Genomic DNA, 18,168 nt, shown 5'->3' on the forward strand with positions numbered 1-18,168 from the left:
TTTTCCTCCTTAGCACCATTTCATTACTAGACTTGCCCAAGTTAATCCTGCACCAAATCCAGCAACGGCAAGATTATCACCTTTCTGTAATTGTCCTGCACGCACTGCTTCATCTAGAGCAATCGCAATGGATGCTGCTGATGTGTTTCCATACTTAGGTAAATTAATAAATACTTTATCTTCTGTCAGATGCAAACGATCTGCTGCAGATTTGATAATACGGGTATTCGCTTGATGTGGAATAAAGAAATCTAATTCATCCACTTTCATATTGGCCATTTCTAAGGCTTTCAATACGGTTTTGCCCATTGTTTTTACGGCAAATTTATATACCTCTTGTCCATTCATATGAATGAAAGTAAGTCCTTCTTCACGTCGTTCCGTAGTCGGTGGTAATGCTGTTCCACCTGATGGAATACATAGATGCATTCCACCACTTCCATCAGCACCCATATCCATACCGAGCATACCATAGCCTGCTTCTACTGTAGACACCACAGCAGCTCCAGCACCGTCTCCAAAAAGAACACATGTATTGCGATCTTCCCAGTTTACTACTCGCGATAATACTTCTACACCTATGACTAGGACATTTTTAAACAATCCTGCATTGATATAGGAACTAGCTGTAATCAGAGAGTATACATATCCTGAGCACGCAGCAGACAAATCAAAGGCTGCCGCTTTCGTAGCTCCTAGATTAGCTTGTACTAAACATGCTGTAGATGGAATTGCCATATCGCCTGTTAATGTGGCAACGATGATACAATCAATATCTTCTGCTGTTAACTTAGCTGCTTCTAAAGCTTTTTTTGCTGCTTCCGTAGCCATATCCGAAGCATTTACACCTTCTGGTGCAATTCTACGTTCTTTAATGCCGGTTCGTTCTTGAATCCAAGCATCGCTGGTATCTACCATTGTTTCTAAGTCCGCATTTGTAAGAACTTTTTCTGGCACATAACTACCGGTACCAATAATTCCGACTGGCTTATTCAGCATTGTCATATGTTAGGGTCCCTTCTTCTTCAATACTAGAGGAAATATGTTCAATCAATTTCCGATCTACCAAATCTCCAGCAATTTTAATAGCTGTCATAATTTCCTTAGCCTTTGAGCTACCATGGCAAATGATAAATACACCATTTACTCCTAACAACGGAGCGCCGCCATTTTCTGTATGATCTAGTCGTTTTTTTATTTTCTTAAACACAGGAACGATTAATAATGCTCCCAGTTTAGAGATAATACTACTTTGTTTAATACCCTCTTTTAGAATATCTTGCACTACAGATACAAGACCTTCCGCAAACTTGAGCACCACATTGCCTACAAATCCATCACAAACTACTACATCTACTGTTCCTTTTGGAATATCGCGACCTTCTACATTTCCTTTGAAAGGAATTGTTTTTAGTTGTTGCAGTAAAGGATATGTTTCTAACACAACTTCATTACCTTTGGTCGATTCTTCACCAATATTCAGCAAACCTACTGTTGGGTTAGGTTTACCAAGTAACAACTGTGCATAGTTATATCCCATGATAGCCCCTTGCACTAAATGTTTCGGTTTACTATTCGCATTAGCACCGGAATCTAACATAATCGTTACACCATTCGCTGTTGGTAATGGTGTAGCAATACACGGACGTTCGATCCCTTTGATTCTCCCCAATCCCAACAAAGCTGATGCCACAGCTGCCCCAGTGCTGCCTGGCGCGATAACTGCATCGCAAACCTTATCACGAACTAAACGTGTAGCAACTGCAACAGATGCATCCTTTTTCTTGCGTAGCGCAATACTAGGATGCTCATGCATTTCAATAACTTCACTAGCATGATGAATTGAAATTCGTGGATTTTCCAGTTCACCTTCTGCTTCTAAAATTTCTTTTATTTTGTTTTCATCACCGACAAGCACGATATCCATAGTATCATATTCGTGCACAGCGGCAATAGAGCCTAAGACTATTTCGAGGGGAGCAAAATCGCCACCCATAGCATCTACTGCAATCTTCATAGTTCACCTTTATTCTATCACAGATTCCATAATGAATTTAGCGCGAAACACCTCTTTTATGTTATCTTTGATTGTTACTTTTATAAAGAATTTTTCTCCTCGTTGTCGCACTAACTCTGCTTTCGCCGCCAAATTGACATCACTCTTTACGAGACTTTTATATTTAATGTTACCAACACCAGCAATCATCGTAGGAACTCCTACAATGGCTCTTGCCAACGAGTTAGCCTGCGCATATAAATATTGTGCCTCTACGTAACCAGAACGATCTAGCATGTCTTTTGTAGTGCGAAGAACACTGATGCCGTATTGTCCTACTGCTAAATCAATGACATCTCCTACCACATCTGCCCGATCAATATGCTGTCGGTCATCAGAATGCTCCTGTGCCATCGCCTTAATCCGTTCACGCAATTCAGGAATACCTAGAGCCAAACGATCCAATCGAATGGTAGGAACACTGACACCAAAATATGTGGCCAATTCCTCATCTGTCGTGAAGGGACTTATATTCAGTTTTTCGCGCAATAACTGTTGTCGTTCTTCCTTCTTTATACGACTCATATAACCACCTTTTATGACCAAGTAATAATACTTCCATACAATTATACTCTAAAGTGATAATAGCATGCAAGCTTTTCTTGATTGCTATGCAAAATATGCATAGTTATTTGAGAATAGTCACTTTTCCTTCATTGATTTTTACTTGGATTGGTGAGCTTCCATCCGATGCATTAGGTCTATGGTCTATTACTTTAATATACCCTTTTACCACTTCCACCACGATAGGATATACATCTTCTTGGTAAATGATACCTGCTGTTTCTGGAGTATCTCCACCAATGATGTTCTGAATGTGACTTCCTGTGAAAGTATAGTCTTTGCCTGTAGCCAATACCTCTTCATGATTAGTACGATGTCGTTTAGCACCTATCCATTGATTATGCCAAATGGCATTATTTTTTAATATCAAGGTAATCCCTGATTGATGAGGGTTGTTGCCACTCTCAGAAAATTCGTTTAAGGCTCCTCCAGTCCAACTGGAGTCTTCTGTACCTAAGTTCATCACAATATAGGAACCATGACGCCCTGGATTAGGGTTCAGTCCATAATTTTTATTGAGCACACCAAGATTGCCCCTCACTTGCACTGTCGGATACTGAACAACCTTCTCCTCAGAGGAATTGATTCCTCCTGCATAGGTATCAGCTAATCGACTTATACCAACCCCTATACTACCTTCTTCTACAATAACGCCATATACATCAGCTCGTTGGAAGGGCATCGTGTCAATTGTTACAGGGCCATCCAAAGTAATATAGCTATCTTTGTTCGCTTGCACGCCATTACCAACGGCATGAATTACAGTAGGGCCGTGGACAACAACCTTTGTGTCATATTTTGGTTCATCAAATTGTTTGCGCCCAAACCCTGCATAAATGCCACTCATGTAATAATGTGCCATCTCATCCACTTGGTCATAAGGGATTGCATTTTTCACATCAATATACAAACCCTTATCCACTGTTACCTTCGTACCATCCAACACATACATACCAGTTACATTATGATACTTATCCAACTCCTTATCATAACCTACACCACTCACTTGCAGATACAATCCCTCAGGATATTGTAATACCTCATGATATTTACGCATACCCAAAGCACGTCCTGTAGTCTGCACAGTAATACGTTCTGGCTGGGTTACAATAGATTCATACACCGTGTCAGCTGAAGTACCGTACACACTAGGCAATAGACTCAAACAACCTAGTATCATTCCTATTGTGAGATTTCTACTATATATCATATATATCCCCTTTTGCACACCATGCCATTATCTAATAGTATATATTCTAGTATACCATTGGCCTAGACCATTGCCTATGGTAGTATTATTCGGATTCGGCATACAACATATAGTATCTTTTAAAAATAGGGCTATATCGAAATATCTTTATTCATTACTTTTATTTTTTATAAATACAATATGCCAACAACAGGTATCACTTAATTCTCTTTACCTGTTGCAATATTAAAATAGAGGAAAGTCGATACTTTTTTAATCAACTTTCCTCTATTGTATTGGGAGCTATTTTGTTACAGCTCCTTTACTCATTTAATATTAATCATGTGGTTTCACGTAGTCTTTTGGCAATACTACTTCATACTCTTTACCTGTTGCAATGGTATCTACCATGCACCGTAAGCCTTTAATAACAACTTCTTTTGCCATACTGGGTTGACCAGGCTTTGTTACTACTTGCGATGGTAAATACGGAATATGTACAAAACCACAGCGGATGCCTTTATCATGCACTTCATAAGATACGCCATAAAAAATATGATTACATACGAAGGTTCCTGCTGTGTTTGATATACTTGCAGGAATCCCCGCATGTTGCAATCCACTCACCATATGCTTGATTGGTAATGTAGCAAAATAAGCAGGATTGCCCTCTTTCACAATAGCTTCATCTTTTGGCTGATTCCCTTTATTATCAGGAATACGAAAATCATCTACATTGATTGCCACACGTTCTACAGTTATATCAGGGCGCCCTCCAGCTTGTCCCACAAGCATAATTGCTTCAGGATTATATTCTTGAATAGCTTCCCGAACAGTCTCAATGCTATCATATCGCACTGTAGGAATCATTTTTGTAACTACTGTATATCCATTAGATGTATACCCATTAAGTTCTTTGACTGCCTCCCACGCTGGGTTAATAGGTTCTCCACCAAATGGGTCAAACCCTGTAAGTAATATTGTTTTCATCATATGACTCCTTTATTTAAAAGATTACTAAATAATACATAATTAAAATATTAACTACTAATAATGCCATAGCAATAGGCCACTGTGCTTTAATAACTCCATATTGATCTTTCATTTCTAAAAGAGCCGTAGGTACAATATTAAAATTCGCTGCCATAGGTGTAACTAATGTTCCGCAATAGCCTGCTAACATGGCAACAGGACCAATATAAGCAGGGTTTGCACCATGCATTTGAATTAACATCGGAATACCAATACCCGTAGTCATCATGGCAAAAGCAGCAAAAGCATTCCCCATTACAATTGTAAATATAGCCATACCTATACAATACGTGGCCACTACCGCAAAAATATTCTCTACAGGGATAACACTAGATATGCCGGTTGCAATCACTTGTCCAACTCCTGCAAGACCGAATACATAGCCTAATGCTGCTAGTAATTGTGATAAGATAGCAGTCCAGCCAATGGCATCAATCAAGCGTCTACCTTCATTAAAACCTTGATGAATAGATACACGTGTCAATCCAAATGCTAATAATAATGCTGCAATCGCGGCAATCCCTAACCCTACTAAAGCACCTAATTTTGTAAAGATACCAATGATAAAAGTGACAATTCCAACTAATAAAGCTGGCACAAATATAGCATTACCAATCCGTTCAGATTCAGACTGTTTCATCTCCATAGTAGATTCGTTATAGCTTCCTTTACCTAACTGTTTTGTAGCTACAATAACAGCTAAAGCAATAACCATCCAACCGTTAATTTCATCAGGAATATACTTACCAAAAATAAAACTAATTCCGTAAATCAACCAAAATAATCCTGTGCCAAAACGTTTCGAATTTGTTGTATCCATAAAAGATAATATTGAAACGACAATCAAAATAATACCTGTTAAAATATATATTAATTCCAATGCAGGTAACCCAAATAGTTCCATTATTGTACCTCCTATTGATGCGTAGAATGTTTCGATAATAAAGCTTTCACTCTATTATCGAATAGAATATATCGGATCGATGCCAAAATATAAGCAATAATAGCAGTAGGAATGCAATATATCACCATATCTCCTAACTCTACTGGTATACCCGCTTGGTCCATAACTCCTTTGATTAATAGAAGACCACCTGCAGCAATAAACATATTTTGCCCAAAGAAGTTCCCAATATTATCAGAAGACGCTGCCATAGCACGTATTTCATCTAATACTTCTTGAGGTGCTTCTTTACCATGCAACGCAGCTGCTTCTGCCATAGGAGCAATTAAAGGGCGTACAAAGGCAGGCATTCCAGCCAATGTGATTCCTAATGCAACTGTAATTTGTCGGATTAACATATAAAGCATACAAATACGCCCTGCTGTTGCTGCATTAATCTTACCTATTAAGTATTCTGCACGCTCACGTAAACCATGGCGCTCCATAATACCCACCACCGGTAAAATTAAAATAAATAAAGACATGTAGCGGTTGGTTACGAAAGCTTTACCAATCGCTGCAATTGTATCACGTACACTGATACCTCCTGCTAAGCCAGTAATAATGCCTGCAACTAAAATAACTAAAAGTGCATTAAATCGAAAAGCTAAGCCTAAAATCATTACTACAATACCAGATAATACTAGCATAGATATCCTCCTTCCATAAAACACAATATACTCTTATTATATGTAATTTCATCACTAATTTAAACTATTAATTTTATATCTATACAAAATAATAATTATGTTATGAATTTATAGATATTAATACAGTTGTAATCACTTGTTTAATACTTAAATCTAAAAAAATAAAGAAAAGTTGATACTTTTTAATCAACTTTTCTCTACTTTATTGGAGTTATTTTGTTACAGATTCTTAGTTTGCACTCAATATTCCATTAGAATTTAAGTTTCATACCTACATTATACGTACGTCCAGCTGTCGCTTCTTTGGCATAGTATTCACGATCAAATATATTTTGTACGCCAAATTGCAATGTTGCTTCTTTAGACACTTTATAATTCACATAGGCATTATGTAAGAAGTACGCATCTTCTGAATCAGGTTCTCCTGTAGCTATACTACTAGCTTGACGGGCGCTGACATACTGCATATCCCAAACTGCATTCCACTTACCACTGTTGTATTCAATACCACCATGGAATAGATGTTTAGGAATCGTATAATTCCACGCTTTTCCACTTGAAAGTTTTGTATTTGCTATTACAGGGCTATCTATCTTTCCTAACTCCCATGTATAATTTCCAAATAAGGACCACTTAGGAGAAAATCTATGACTGACTTCTACTTCTACCCCACGCCGTACCTCAGTTCCAACATTTAAGTATTTTTTATAATCATCGTCACCATTAGTTTTTTTGAAGGTTATATATTGAATCTTATCCTTTGTGTTCACGTAAAATGCAGATAGATTTAAATAAGAATTATCATTCCATTCCTTTTTTATACCTATTTCAAATGTATCAGAATGTTCAGGTTTTAATTCTGGATTAGCATGAATATTTGAATCATTGGATTTACCACGATACACTTGATACAACGTTGGTGGTGCAAAGGAATGTCCATACGATGCATATACATTAACAGAATCATTAATATACCGTTCTATGGACAACTTAGGACTAATCTCCGTATAGGATTCATCGTTATGGTGTGCTACCTCATAAGCCTTCGTCTTAGTATTATATTCCCCATGTGATCCATCATACTTTTTAAATCGGTCCAATCGAAACCCTGCATACACAGCCCAATCATCATTAGGGCGATACGTATCCTGTACGAATACTGCTATACTTCTTGAGGACCCAGTATTGGTTTCTTTCACTCCATTTGGTATTGTCTTCGAATCTACCGATTTTTTATCTCTCCAATGTTTCAGCTCTAAAATAGATTGGTCAAAGCTTTCCTGTTTCCAATTCAATCCCCCTACCAGTTGATGTTTTCCTTGTGGTTTCCACGCTTTTTGTATATCTAAATGATAGGCTTTCCCTGGATAGAATGAATACGTTCCACGCCCTTCATAATTACTAGCATTTGGGCTAGTTGGTTCAGAGTAACCATCTTTCTTTTTATCTAAGAATCCCAATGAAATCTGAAGTTTATTAGCCTCATTCTTATATTGTAAATTATGAGATTGATACTCGAGTTCTGCTTCATGCCCTAACATACCATTAAGTGATACATATTTTGTACCCCCTACTTTCACATTGCCACTGAAAGTAGGTTGGTTATTCACATTAACTAATGTGGTAGCATTATTGTAAGAATATTTGTGATTTGCATGCGTATAGCGATAGGTTAATACTTGCTTATCTCCTACATCGAACGTAATATAGGATGATATGTTTTTGGTATCCAAGGATTTATCCCCACGATTGCCCAAAATATATTTCCCTTTATGTAATTGTGTTAATGCTGTATCTGGTGTGAGTAAGTTGGATGGCTTTTTCTTAGGATTTATATCTTTTGCCTCTGTTGCAACAAAAAAGCCTGGAAACCCTTTTGTCCTACGTTCTTCTGCTAATACCCCGATAGACACACGATCAGACACCCGAGCATCAAAGCCTAATTCATTATTCCAAGTACCGTAGGTACCACCATTCACCTTACCATGCCAGCGGATCTCCTTAGACCCTGCTTTCGGTGGCATCTGTTTAGTAGTAATACTAATGACACCAGCTACACCTTTTCCTCCATAAAGCGAAGAACTAGCGCCTCGCACTAATTCAATACGTTCAATTGAGTGAACTGGAATCACTTCCCAATCTACCTTATTATTAAATGTATTATTCATAGGGATACCATCTACCAATACAGATATATTTTTAGAGTCAAAGCCACGAACCTGTAGTTCTCCCGTTGAAGCTTGACTTTTATATACTCCTGGCAATAATTGAAGTGCTTCAGTCACCGTATCTACCGCACGGTTATCTATATCTTTTGCAGTAATAACAGATATAGAACTAGGTGTTTGAGCAATATCTTGTAATGTCCTAGTCGCAGTAACTGTGACCGTAGGTAACACCACGGTTTCTTCTATTTCTTGTGCATTCACTGCATAGCTACTTTGCCCACTCATAGCTATGAGTATCATAGATAATAAGGTAGAATACGTTATTTTTCGTTGTGTATGTTTCATTGGCTCTTCCCTTCTTCCTATAAAACAACTATTAAACCTCAATCAGGAGAGTGATAACAAAAAAGCGGCCGAAGCCGCTTTCTATACATACGTAAAATTATTTACGTAAACCTAATTTTTCTAAAATCGCACGGTAGCGTTCGATATCTTTACGACGAAGGTAGTCAAGCATGTTACGGCGTTGACCAACTAATTTTAAAAGACCACGACGAGAATGATGATCTTTTTTGTGCTCTTTTAAATGCTCTGTTAAGTATACAATGCGATTAGTTAAAATCGCGATTTGTACTTCTGGGGATCCAGTGTCACCTTCGTGAACAGCGAATTCTTTAATAATAGCTGCTTTAGCTTCTGTAGTTAACATGTTTCATGTCCTCCTAAAAATTACAATTCCATAGGCCAAAGTAATGGGCGGAGACTCAATTACCTCGCCTAGGTTAATACATCGGTATCTATGATACTATACTTTATAGTAAAAGTAAAGTGCTTAGCCCAACATCATGCGGTCGCTCAGAGTATTTTCGCTGGCTACTTCAAAGCGCTCTAATAAATCTTGTACGGTTAAGCTAGCTTTTTCCTCTCCTCGTACATCATAAATCACTTTACCATTATCCATCATAATCAACCGATTGCCGAATCGCAAGGCATCGCGCATATTATGCGTAATCATTAGCGTCGTCAATTGATGTTCTTTTACTAATTCGTCAGTGAGTTGCAATACTTTTTCTGCCGTTTTCGGATCTAAGGCTGCCGTATGTTCATCTAGCAACAATACTTCTGGCTTCAACATAGTAGCCATCAACAACGTAATGGATTGACGTTGACCACCACTCAATAATCCCATACTAGATGACAAACGGTTTTCTAGCCCTAAATCTAACCGTGCTAGTTGTTGTTTGAACAATTCTCTTTCATTTTCTTTGAAAGCCCAAGACAAGCCCATTTGTTTACCACGACGCAAAGCAAGCAGCATATTCTCTTCAATTTGCATATTACCCGCCGTCCCTAGCATAGGATCTTGGAATACGCGACCAATGTATTTGGCCCGTTTATATTCAGCCATTTGCGTCACATCTATATCATTGATATGTAATGTGCCTTCATCAACGGAGAATACACCCGCAATGGAATTCAATAATGTACTTTTACCCGCTCCATTACCACCGATAACGGTCACAAAGTCACCATCTTCTAATCGTAAATCAATGCCACGAAGAGCCACTTTTTCGTTTACAGTGCCTTTATGGAAGGCTTTCACAATTCCTTTTAATGTTAACATGTGTGCACCCTCCTCTTAACCACGACGAAATTTACCTTGCCACGTTGGTAGAGATAGGGCAAGAGCTACTAAAATAGCTGTAAATAATTTCAAATCATTTGGAGGCATACCTAGGTATAGCACGGTAGCAATAACAATACGGTAAATAATAGAACCGAATACAACCGCTACTAAGCTCAACACGAAGGAAGAATTACCGAATAGTTTGCGCACTACCGAAGAAGAAGCAAATAGTACTTCCCCGATGATGACAGACGCCAAGCCAATAACGATGGTACCTACCCCCATACCGATATCGGCAAAGCCTTGAGACTGCGCAATTAATGCACCAGATACAGCTACGAATCCATTGGATAATAATAATCCCAGAACAATCATGGAATCTGTGTTTACCCCTTGAGCACGAATCATTTGAGGGTTTACCCCAGTAGCACGGATGGAGGTACCTAGTTCGGTACCAAAGAACCAGAATAAGAATAATCCCACTATTACTGTTACTACTATACCAATAATCGTCAATGCCACCGCATTGGAAATACCTATGCTATGAATAGCGGAGTACACTGTATCCATACGCAATAAGGAGATGTTCGCTTTCCCCATAATATGTAAATTCACAGAATACAAGGCAATCATCGTTAGGATACCCGCTAGCAATGCAGGTATTTTTAGTTTTGTATGTATCCACCCCGTCACGGCACCGGCAATCATACCACCAATACCTGCTACAATCACCGTCACCCAAGGATTCACTCCCATGGTAATCAATACCGCAGAAATAGCAGCCCCCATGGGGAAACTACCTTCTACTGTTAAATCAGCTACGTCTAAAATTCTAAAAGTAATGAATACACCCAATGCCAACAATGCCCACAATAGGCCTTGTGCAATAGTGCTAATAATTAAGTTTGTCATAGATCCTCCTACTCGGGGTTTCCCCCACTACTATACTACTGTTGTCGCAATGACTCAGGAATCTGAATATGTAAACGATCCGCTTCGTCTTGGTTGAATACAAATTTAATAGGCTCTTGCATCTCAATTGGCATACTGTCCGGTGTACTTTCACCACGAAGCACACGGGCCGCCATATGTCCAGTTTGAACTCCTAATCTATAAAAGTCTACAGAATAGGCTGCTAGTCCACCTGTTTTTAACCATGTCTCATCAGAGGGAAACACTGGTAAATTGGCACTATTAAAAATGGTGACGATGTTCGCATAGGATGAAGCGATGATATTATCCGTTGGAAAGTACACTGCATCAATACCCATAATGGCTAATTGATTCGCTGCTTGCGGTACGTCGTTCACGTTGGATACGGTAATTTCCACTAGTTCCATACCGTATTTCTGTGCTTCTTTTCGAAAACTCTCTGCTTGTAATTGTGAATTCACTTCACTAGATGAATAAATAGTACCGATTTTTTTCGCATTTGGCAACAATTGATGCACTAATTCCACTCGTTTTTCCATAGGCACCATATCTGTGGTACCCGATACATTACCACCTGGATGTTCATCACTATCCACTAGTCGTGCTGTGGTAAAACTCGTAACCGCCGTTCCTAACACCGGAATATCCTTCGTAGCATTTGCCATAGCCTGTACGGCTGGGGTCGCAATAGCCACTACTAAATCGGAATTACGGGCCACAAATCGTTGGGCAATAGTGTTGAGGTTCGATTGATCACCTTGCGCATTTTGATGGTCAAGAATCACATTATCTACAAATCCCTCTTCCCGTAATCCATCTACAACACCTTTGTTGGCTGCATCTAGTGCTGGATGCTCCGCTAATTGCAAGATACCTACTCGGTACATCTTGCCTCCTCCTGGTGCTTCTAGTGAAGATTCATGCCATAGTAATAATCCCACCAGACAGACCACCAACAGGACCAGTCCTTTTTTCCACATAAAAATCTCCTTTCTACTATACTACATTGGTAGCCTCGCGCCACCTCCTACAGTCTTTCTATGGGAAAGATATAGAGATTATACCACATGTGAAAGTAATAGAAAATATATAATTTGTAATTTCTATAGAATCTAATATTTTTCTGTAACATATAGATAAAGGCTAGAAAACCTGATGCCCATTTCTATAGCAATAAACATCGAAACATACTTGTAAAGATAGACAAAACGACTAGATCCTTACAACCTAGTCGTTTATCTATATTACACTATTAATTTGTCTTGCAAGATACTCTATACCGCGATACTAAACATCTCTACTAGTGTATGTACAAGCATAACTATTATTTTCGTACTAGCCCAATATGCACCATACCCACAACAAAACCGATAATGGACGGTACAATCCAGCCCATACCGATGGAGGCAAATGGTAGTATTCCGTAATATGGTAATGCCCATTGGACAAATCCAGATTGGTTGATAAATGCTGGTGCCGTTGCCATCGCATCACCTAATGCCGCAAATAACGCAAAGGCTGTTGTCCAAGCATACACAGCTTGTCTTCCTTGGAAAATTGGTGCTGCAAAGGATAACAAGATGATGGTAATAGACAATGGATACAAGAACATCAACACTGGGATAGCTAATTCAATAATTTTTGTTAAGCCTACGTTAGCAATTAAGAAACCCACTGCTGATGTTAAATATGCATAACCACGGTACCCCAATGTATTAGGGAACATTTCTTCAAATGTTTCGCCGCATGCACCAATTAAGCCTACGCATGTTTTTAAACATGCCAATGTAACAATGATAGCCAACAATATAGCTCCTACATTACCGAAGTAGAACGCATTCATTTGCGCCATGGTGATACCGCCATTTTTAGAAAGACCTAATGTGGTCACGCTAGTAGCACCACTATACGCCAAGAAACCGTAGATAACAGCCATAATGGAGCACGCTACGAAGCCGGCTTTCACAAGACCCATAGCAATGGCCTTAGGTTCAGTAACCCCTATACCTTGTAGAGCTCGAATGACAATAATACCGAATGCTAAAGATGCCAATACATCTAGAGTATTATATCCTTCAGTAAAACCTTTGAAGAATGCATGAGTCGCATATTCCCCCTGTGGGGCTACTGATGTATAATCCCCCATTGGTATAACTACAACAGTGATTAACAAAATACTTAGGAATACTAAGAATAATGGTGTTAATACCTTACCAATATATGTCATCAATTTTCCTGGGTTCAAAGAGAACAAAATAGCAATGATAAAAAATACTGCAGAGAATACGCCTAACGCAAGGTCTGGGTTCACACCACCTAGGAATGGTTCAAATCCTATGGTATAAGATACTGTACTCGTTCTAGGAATAGCAAATGCTGGACCAATGGTGATGTACAATAATAAGGTGAAAATTTTACCATACGTAGGATGTACGCGGCTCACTAAATCTTGTAAGCCATTACTACGAGATACCCCCATAGCAACAATACCCAAGAATGGTAACCCGATAGCTGTTACTAAAAAACCTATAATAGCTGGCCATAAGGCTTGACCAGCTTCTTGTCCCAAGTGAACTGGAAAAATTAAGTTTCCGGCTCCAAAGAACATGCCGAATAGCATAGTTCCAATAAACGCTACGGAACCCCAAGATAATCTTTGATTCATCACTATTCCCCCCCCTTACATGATAATTTTTAATACATCTAGCACTTCATTTGGTAACTCATCTTTAGTGCCTTTTAACTTTTCAATGTAATCGTAGCGGAACTCAAATGCTTTATGTAGAATATGGTGGTACTCACGAACTGTAAAATCTGGTTCAAAACCTTCCACTTTTACATATTCTAAGTTTTCATATTTATAGAATGGTTCAAAGTTAAGACTACCCTCAACCAAACCTTCTAACAAACCTAATGTTACCTCTTTTGGAATTTTCTTATCCAAGAAGAATCCAGTGTTCATAATATAACAATCTACACCAGATTGAGTGAATAGTTTTTTGTAACTTTCATAATCAGTACGTAAGGAATAGGTACGGAATGGATTTGCATAAGGTTCAATGACCAATGCATTAGGATCTACATTATCATCTAATTTTTCCGCTGTAGAGCGACGTGTTGCCAAAGTAGCACCCATAGTAGCTGCCAAAATTGGATCATCAATTTTTAAAATCGGTGGTAACGTTTTATCTTTCATCAACCATACGATAGCATTCACTGGGTCTTTCACAAAATTCACACGATTATCTGTCCAGAATTGCGATTTAATAGCACGACCATTGTTATTGCGTACATCTTCTGCTAAGACAACTTTATTGCCATCTTCATCCAAGGTTACCCCCACATTTTGTAATGTCAATAAATATTTATTGGCAGGATGTTCCACCGGATAGTCTTGCATTTTATCAAAATATGTTGGTTCTAATGCAATAGAGGATAAATCTTCTGTATGGATGATATACGCATCATCATGCAATACAGAAATATCATACCGTCCTCCATGCTGTTCATGAGTTAAGGTAGATTTACCAGAACCTGATAAGCCAAATACACCAATCGTATACGAAGACCCATCTTTCAAATTATATCGTTTCATACCACCGTGGCATGCCACATATCCGTAACGATTTGCCAAAGACCATCCTAATGTAAGAGTACCCTTCTTATGTTCTCCAAAATAACGCATACCTAAAATCATAGCGCAATTATGAGTAGGATCAAAAATAGCAAGTCCTCCAGGATATCCTTCTACCACATAATCTGGATCAGAATAGATAAAAATATCCCCTTCAGGAATTTCCTTACTCTCTCTGTAAAAAGCCTTTACTTCCTCATTAAAAAATTGGAAATTAATAGCCCAGGAATACAAAATAGACGCATGTTCTTTCGGAATCATCAAGTGCGCACGAGCTGTGAAAGCTTCATCCAAACCTACAATAGCTTGTGCAGAAATCCATTCTTTATGCCGACTATCATATACGGCTTCACGAGCAATATCACATAACTCTACTTCGTTAATTCCCTCATCTCCAATAATACGACGAGCTTTCGCATAACGCCCTGTCGTCTTACCATCGTTTGTGACTAATACTTTCGCATCTTGCGGTAACCCTTGTTCTTCTGCACGATATACCGGCATGTCTAATACAATGACACCAGGTTCTTTCGCTGCTAGCTCATAAGCCTGTGCAATGGATTTAACAGGTGTTACATTATTTCCATAAAACGCTGTTTCTATCGTACTTCTTAATTTAGAAAAAAGCGGGTTTTCTTTAATTTCGGACTGTTTCCATTTTAATCTTGTTGCCATATGTTCCTCATTCGTTGTAACTTATTATACTTATGTACATTCCTTTATATTCTAACATTTAATTAAGTATTTCACAATATGAGACCACCATATACGCAGTATTAGCCTTAATAAACACAAGCTTCTATGATATAAATCACAATATATTCTTACTATGCAATAAGTAGATATACAAAAACGGATGTCACGAGGTATTCACCTCATAACATCCGTTACTCACATATATATAATTAAGCTTTAAGATTCATAACAGAATCGATGTCTAGTTCTTGTAAATAGGTTTTGAAAGCCTCTGCCAATTGTGGGTTACGCAAACCGTATTCCACAGTTGCTTTTAAATACCCTAAGCGATCACCTATATCATAGCGTATCCCTTCATAAGAGTAGGCTAAAATTCTTGATGAAAGTCTGGCAATAGCATCAGTCAACTGAATTTCATTACCTGCACCTTGCGGAGTTCTTTCTAATTCATCAAATATATCAGGTGTCAATATATAACGGCCTAAGACCGCCAAGTTTGATGGTGCATATTCAAGTGGTGGTTTCTCCACCAGACCGGCGACTTCATACACATTCGGCTCAATTTCATGTCCCGACACAATACCGTAAGAACTAACTTTTTCTGGAGCCACAAATTGCGTCCCTAAAATTGTCACTCCTTCGTGTACATAATAACAATCAATAAGCTGTTTCAAACACGGTCTATCTGGGTTATACACCACATCATCCCCTAAAAGAACAGCAAATGGCTCATCCCCTATAAAAGACTTCGCACAATAGATGGCATCACCTAAACCACGAGCTGTCTTCTGACGAATATAGTGAACTTTTATGTTCGCCAAATTCCGTACCATCTCCAAATGTTGTTGCTTACCTTGTTGTTGTAATAGTTGTTCCAACTCTACACTGGTATCAAAATGATCTTCAATGGCACGTTTATTACGACCCGTAATAATCAGAATATCTTCAATACCGGAATCAATAGCCTCTTGCACAATATATTGTATAGTTGGTGTATCCACGATAGGCAGCATCTCTTTTGGTTGTGCCTTAGTGGCTGGTAAGAAACGTGTTCCAAAGCCAGCTGCCGGAATGACTGCTTTTCTAACTTTTTTCATGGCATCCCCTTAGATTAAAAATCTTTCGCTACCAATGTATATTCCCATCTCTTTTGTTTCGTACGATATGTCAATGAACCTTCAAAAGAATGCAAGTCTCTATTCCATGTCAAATCTACATAGCGTAGTTCATGTGTTTGCAAGTCTCGTTGCATTTGTACACTAAAACGATCTAATCGTGTAGCTTGAATGCTTAGTCCATAGTACAAATTGTACTTCACATCGATTTGGTCAAACGGATATGGAGAGTCTGCTAAAGTAGATACATTGCTTTGACGATACCCTGCCCACGCATTTACTCGTGAGCCTAGTTTTGTTGTGGCACCCACACCCCAATATGGCATGGAACGAACTGATGAATCATATCCATAGTAATCTCTTTGATAACCACCATAGAACCTAACGTCCGTATTGGTTCCTACATGAACTGGGTCATGAGATAGTTCGCCATAATATTTACCATGAGTTCCTCTGATATGACCTTCATGCCACTTACCATAACTAGCCCCACCACGAATCGTAAACGGCGTACTACCCACATGGTAAGCATGCGTATCTATAGATAATTCTGGTTTCTTTTCTATCCATACTTTTTTCGCATTGAGTGTAGCAGATTCACGGCTAAATGCCAATTTTGCTTCCCCCCAAGGCAGGAAATGTGCATATCCTAAAGACGGTTTAAGGCCAATATTGGTCCCCCATGTATAATGCAAGAATAATTCTCCATGCTCAGATACAGGATAGTCAATTTTACCGTTTAAACTGAATCCATCAGAAGAATTGTATTTCGGTCTTGGCACAAAAGAAAATACACTCACCTGTCCTTGTTTATCTTGACGCAAGGATACTATATATTTCTTTATAGAAATAATTCGTTTATTTTTAATATAAAAGCTCGCATTATGAATCACTGCTTTATCGCCAGGGAATACTTCAATATAATCTCCCTCTACACGATAGTCAGGGGATCCTTTAAAGGCAATGGCATGTTTAGTTGTTAACCACCCTTTTTCAATACGCCCTGTTTTACCATCGAAGTCGCCCACTTCAGCTTTCACCCAATACGGATCCGCATAGCCAAATACGTCCTTTGTATGCGCTTCGCCAGTAGTCGCATTATAGGTAATATGAGAACCTGTTAGGTCTTTTGTGTTCCCTTTATCTTCTAAAAAGTGATAGTCCGATGTACTTTCATATTGTTGGGTTTTCGTATTTCCTTCTATTTTTTGCGACAATAGCTGTTGATTACCACGTTCTACTTCCACAGAACCATTGGCCCATACATGACCAGTAGTATCATTATAATACATTTTATCTGCATCAATACGAACTGGTACTGCTGGTTTTTCGGCCTCTTGTTTTCCTTTATGAGCAACTGGTTTTACTAGTAAATTCGGAGTATACTGCGTATCCGTAGATACAGCAGAAACCTTAGGAGGTTGTATATATTGAATGCTAGCAACCTTAGGAGCAGTCTCAAATACTGGAGTCGTAGCATCTACTGTTTCTGCATGACTTTGTGTACATGCCAATGCTGTCAGTATAGCAGCGGCTGTTACAGAATATCGTTTCATGCCCA

Annotated in this window: 16 protein-coding genes; all 16 read right to left on the reverse strand. The window is 38.6% G+C overall.

What is annotated here, in order from left to right:
- Window positions 1-9: 9 nt before the first annotated feature.
- Entirely contained in the window at window positions 10-1,005 is a 996-nt protein-coding gene (locus EO117_RS03940; RefSeq protein WP_126939206.1) for a beta-ketoacyl-ACP synthase III, read from the reverse strand.
- Window positions 989-2,017, reverse strand: coding sequence for a phosphate acyltransferase PlsX (plsX, locus tag EO117_RS03945; protein WP_126939207.1), 1,029 nt, complete (start codon window positions 2,015-2,017; stop codon window positions 989-991). Before plsX ends, EO117_RS03940 begins: the two co-directional genes overlap by 17 nt.
- A 9-nt stretch (window positions 2,018-2,026) precedes the next feature.
- Window positions 2,027-2,581: a transcription factor FapR gene (gene fapR / locus EO117_RS03950; RefSeq protein ID WP_126939208.1), complete on the reverse strand. Its 555-nt coding sequence runs from the start codon at window positions 2,579-2,581 to the stop codon at window positions 2,027-2,029.
- Between the two features lie 103 nt (window positions 2,582-2,684).
- On the reverse strand, window positions 2,685-3,800 hold the full coding sequence (locus EO117_RS03955) for a hypothetical protein (protein WP_164727484.1): 1,116 nt from the start codon (window positions 3,798-3,800) through the stop codon (window positions 2,685-2,687).
- 345 nt (window positions 3,801-4,145) lie between these two features.
- On the reverse strand, window positions 4,146-4,799 hold the full coding sequence (gene pcp, locus EO117_RS03960) for a pyroglutamyl-peptidase I (protein WP_126939210.1): 654 nt from the start codon (window positions 4,797-4,799) through the stop codon (window positions 4,146-4,148).
- Window positions 4,800-4,815: 16 nt separating this feature from the next.
- Window positions 4,816-5,745 carry a DUF979 domain-containing protein gene (locus EO117_RS03965; RefSeq protein ID WP_126939211.1) on the reverse strand — a complete coding sequence of 310 codons (930 nt, stop codon included), beginning with the start codon at window positions 5,743-5,745 and terminating at the stop codon, window positions 4,816-4,818.
- 11 nt (window positions 5,746-5,756) lie between these two features.
- Window positions 5,757-6,434, reverse strand: a complete 678-nt coding sequence (locus tag EO117_RS03970; RefSeq protein ID WP_126939212.1) for a DUF969 domain-containing protein — start codon at window positions 6,432-6,434, stop codon at window positions 5,757-5,759.
- A 251-nt stretch (window positions 6,435-6,685) separates the two neighbouring features.
- The gene (locus EO117_RS03975; protein WP_126939213.1) at window positions 6,686-8,947 is read right to left on the reverse strand and encodes a TonB-dependent receptor; all 2,262 of its coding nucleotides are present in this window, start codon (window positions 8,945-8,947) and stop codon (window positions 6,686-6,688) included.
- Window positions 8,948-9,044: 97 nt separating this feature from the next.
- On the reverse strand, window positions 9,045-9,311 hold the full coding sequence (gene rpsO / locus EO117_RS03980; RefSeq protein ID WP_009353572.1) for a 30S ribosomal protein S15: 267 nt from the start codon (window positions 9,309-9,311) through the stop codon (window positions 9,045-9,047).
- A gap of 123 nt (window positions 9,312-9,434) precedes the next feature.
- On the reverse strand, window positions 9,435-10,226 hold the full coding sequence (locus EO117_RS03985) for an ABC transporter ATP-binding protein (RefSeq protein WP_126939214.1): 792 nt from the start codon (window positions 10,224-10,226) through the stop codon (window positions 9,435-9,437).
- A 15-nt stretch (window positions 10,227-10,241) separates the two neighbouring features.
- Complete coding sequence (locus EO117_RS03990) at window positions 10,242-11,141, reverse strand: ABC transporter permease (RefSeq protein WP_126939215.1); 900 nt, start codon at window positions 11,139-11,141, stop codon at window positions 10,242-10,244.
- Window positions 11,142-11,176: 35 nt separating this feature from the next.
- Entirely contained in the window at window positions 11,177-12,142 is a 966-nt protein-coding gene (locus tag EO117_RS03995) for an ABC transporter substrate-binding protein (RefSeq protein WP_126939216.1), read from the reverse strand.
- A gap of 344 nt (window positions 12,143-12,486) precedes the next feature.
- A complete protein-coding gene (gene brnQ / locus EO117_RS04000; protein ID WP_126939217.1) occupies window positions 12,487-13,827 on the reverse strand; it encodes a branched-chain amino acid transport system II carrier protein in 1,341 nt (446 codons plus the stop codon).
- A 15-nt stretch (window positions 13,828-13,842) separates the two neighbouring features.
- Window positions 13,843-15,471 carry a phosphoenolpyruvate carboxykinase (ATP) gene (locus EO117_RS04005; RefSeq protein WP_126939218.1) on the reverse strand — a complete coding sequence of 543 codons (1,629 nt, stop codon included), beginning with the start codon at window positions 15,469-15,471 and terminating at the stop codon, window positions 13,843-13,845.
- Window positions 15,472-15,701: 230 nt separating this feature from the next.
- Window positions 15,702-16,589 carry a UTP--glucose-1-phosphate uridylyltransferase GalU gene (gene galU / locus EO117_RS04010; RefSeq protein WP_126939219.1) on the reverse strand — a complete coding sequence of 296 codons (888 nt, stop codon included), beginning with the start codon at window positions 16,587-16,589 and terminating at the stop codon, window positions 15,702-15,704.
- A gap of 14 nt (window positions 16,590-16,603) precedes the next feature.
- Complete coding sequence (locus EO117_RS04015) at window positions 16,604-18,163, reverse strand: LptA/OstA family protein (RefSeq protein WP_126939220.1); 1,560 nt, start codon at window positions 18,161-18,163, stop codon at window positions 16,604-16,606.
- Window positions 18,164-18,168 lie beyond the last annotated feature (5 nt).

Source organism: Veillonella sp. VA142, assembly GCF_003992135.1.
Lineage (GTDB): Bacteria > Bacillota > Negativicutes > Veillonellales > Veillonellaceae > F0422.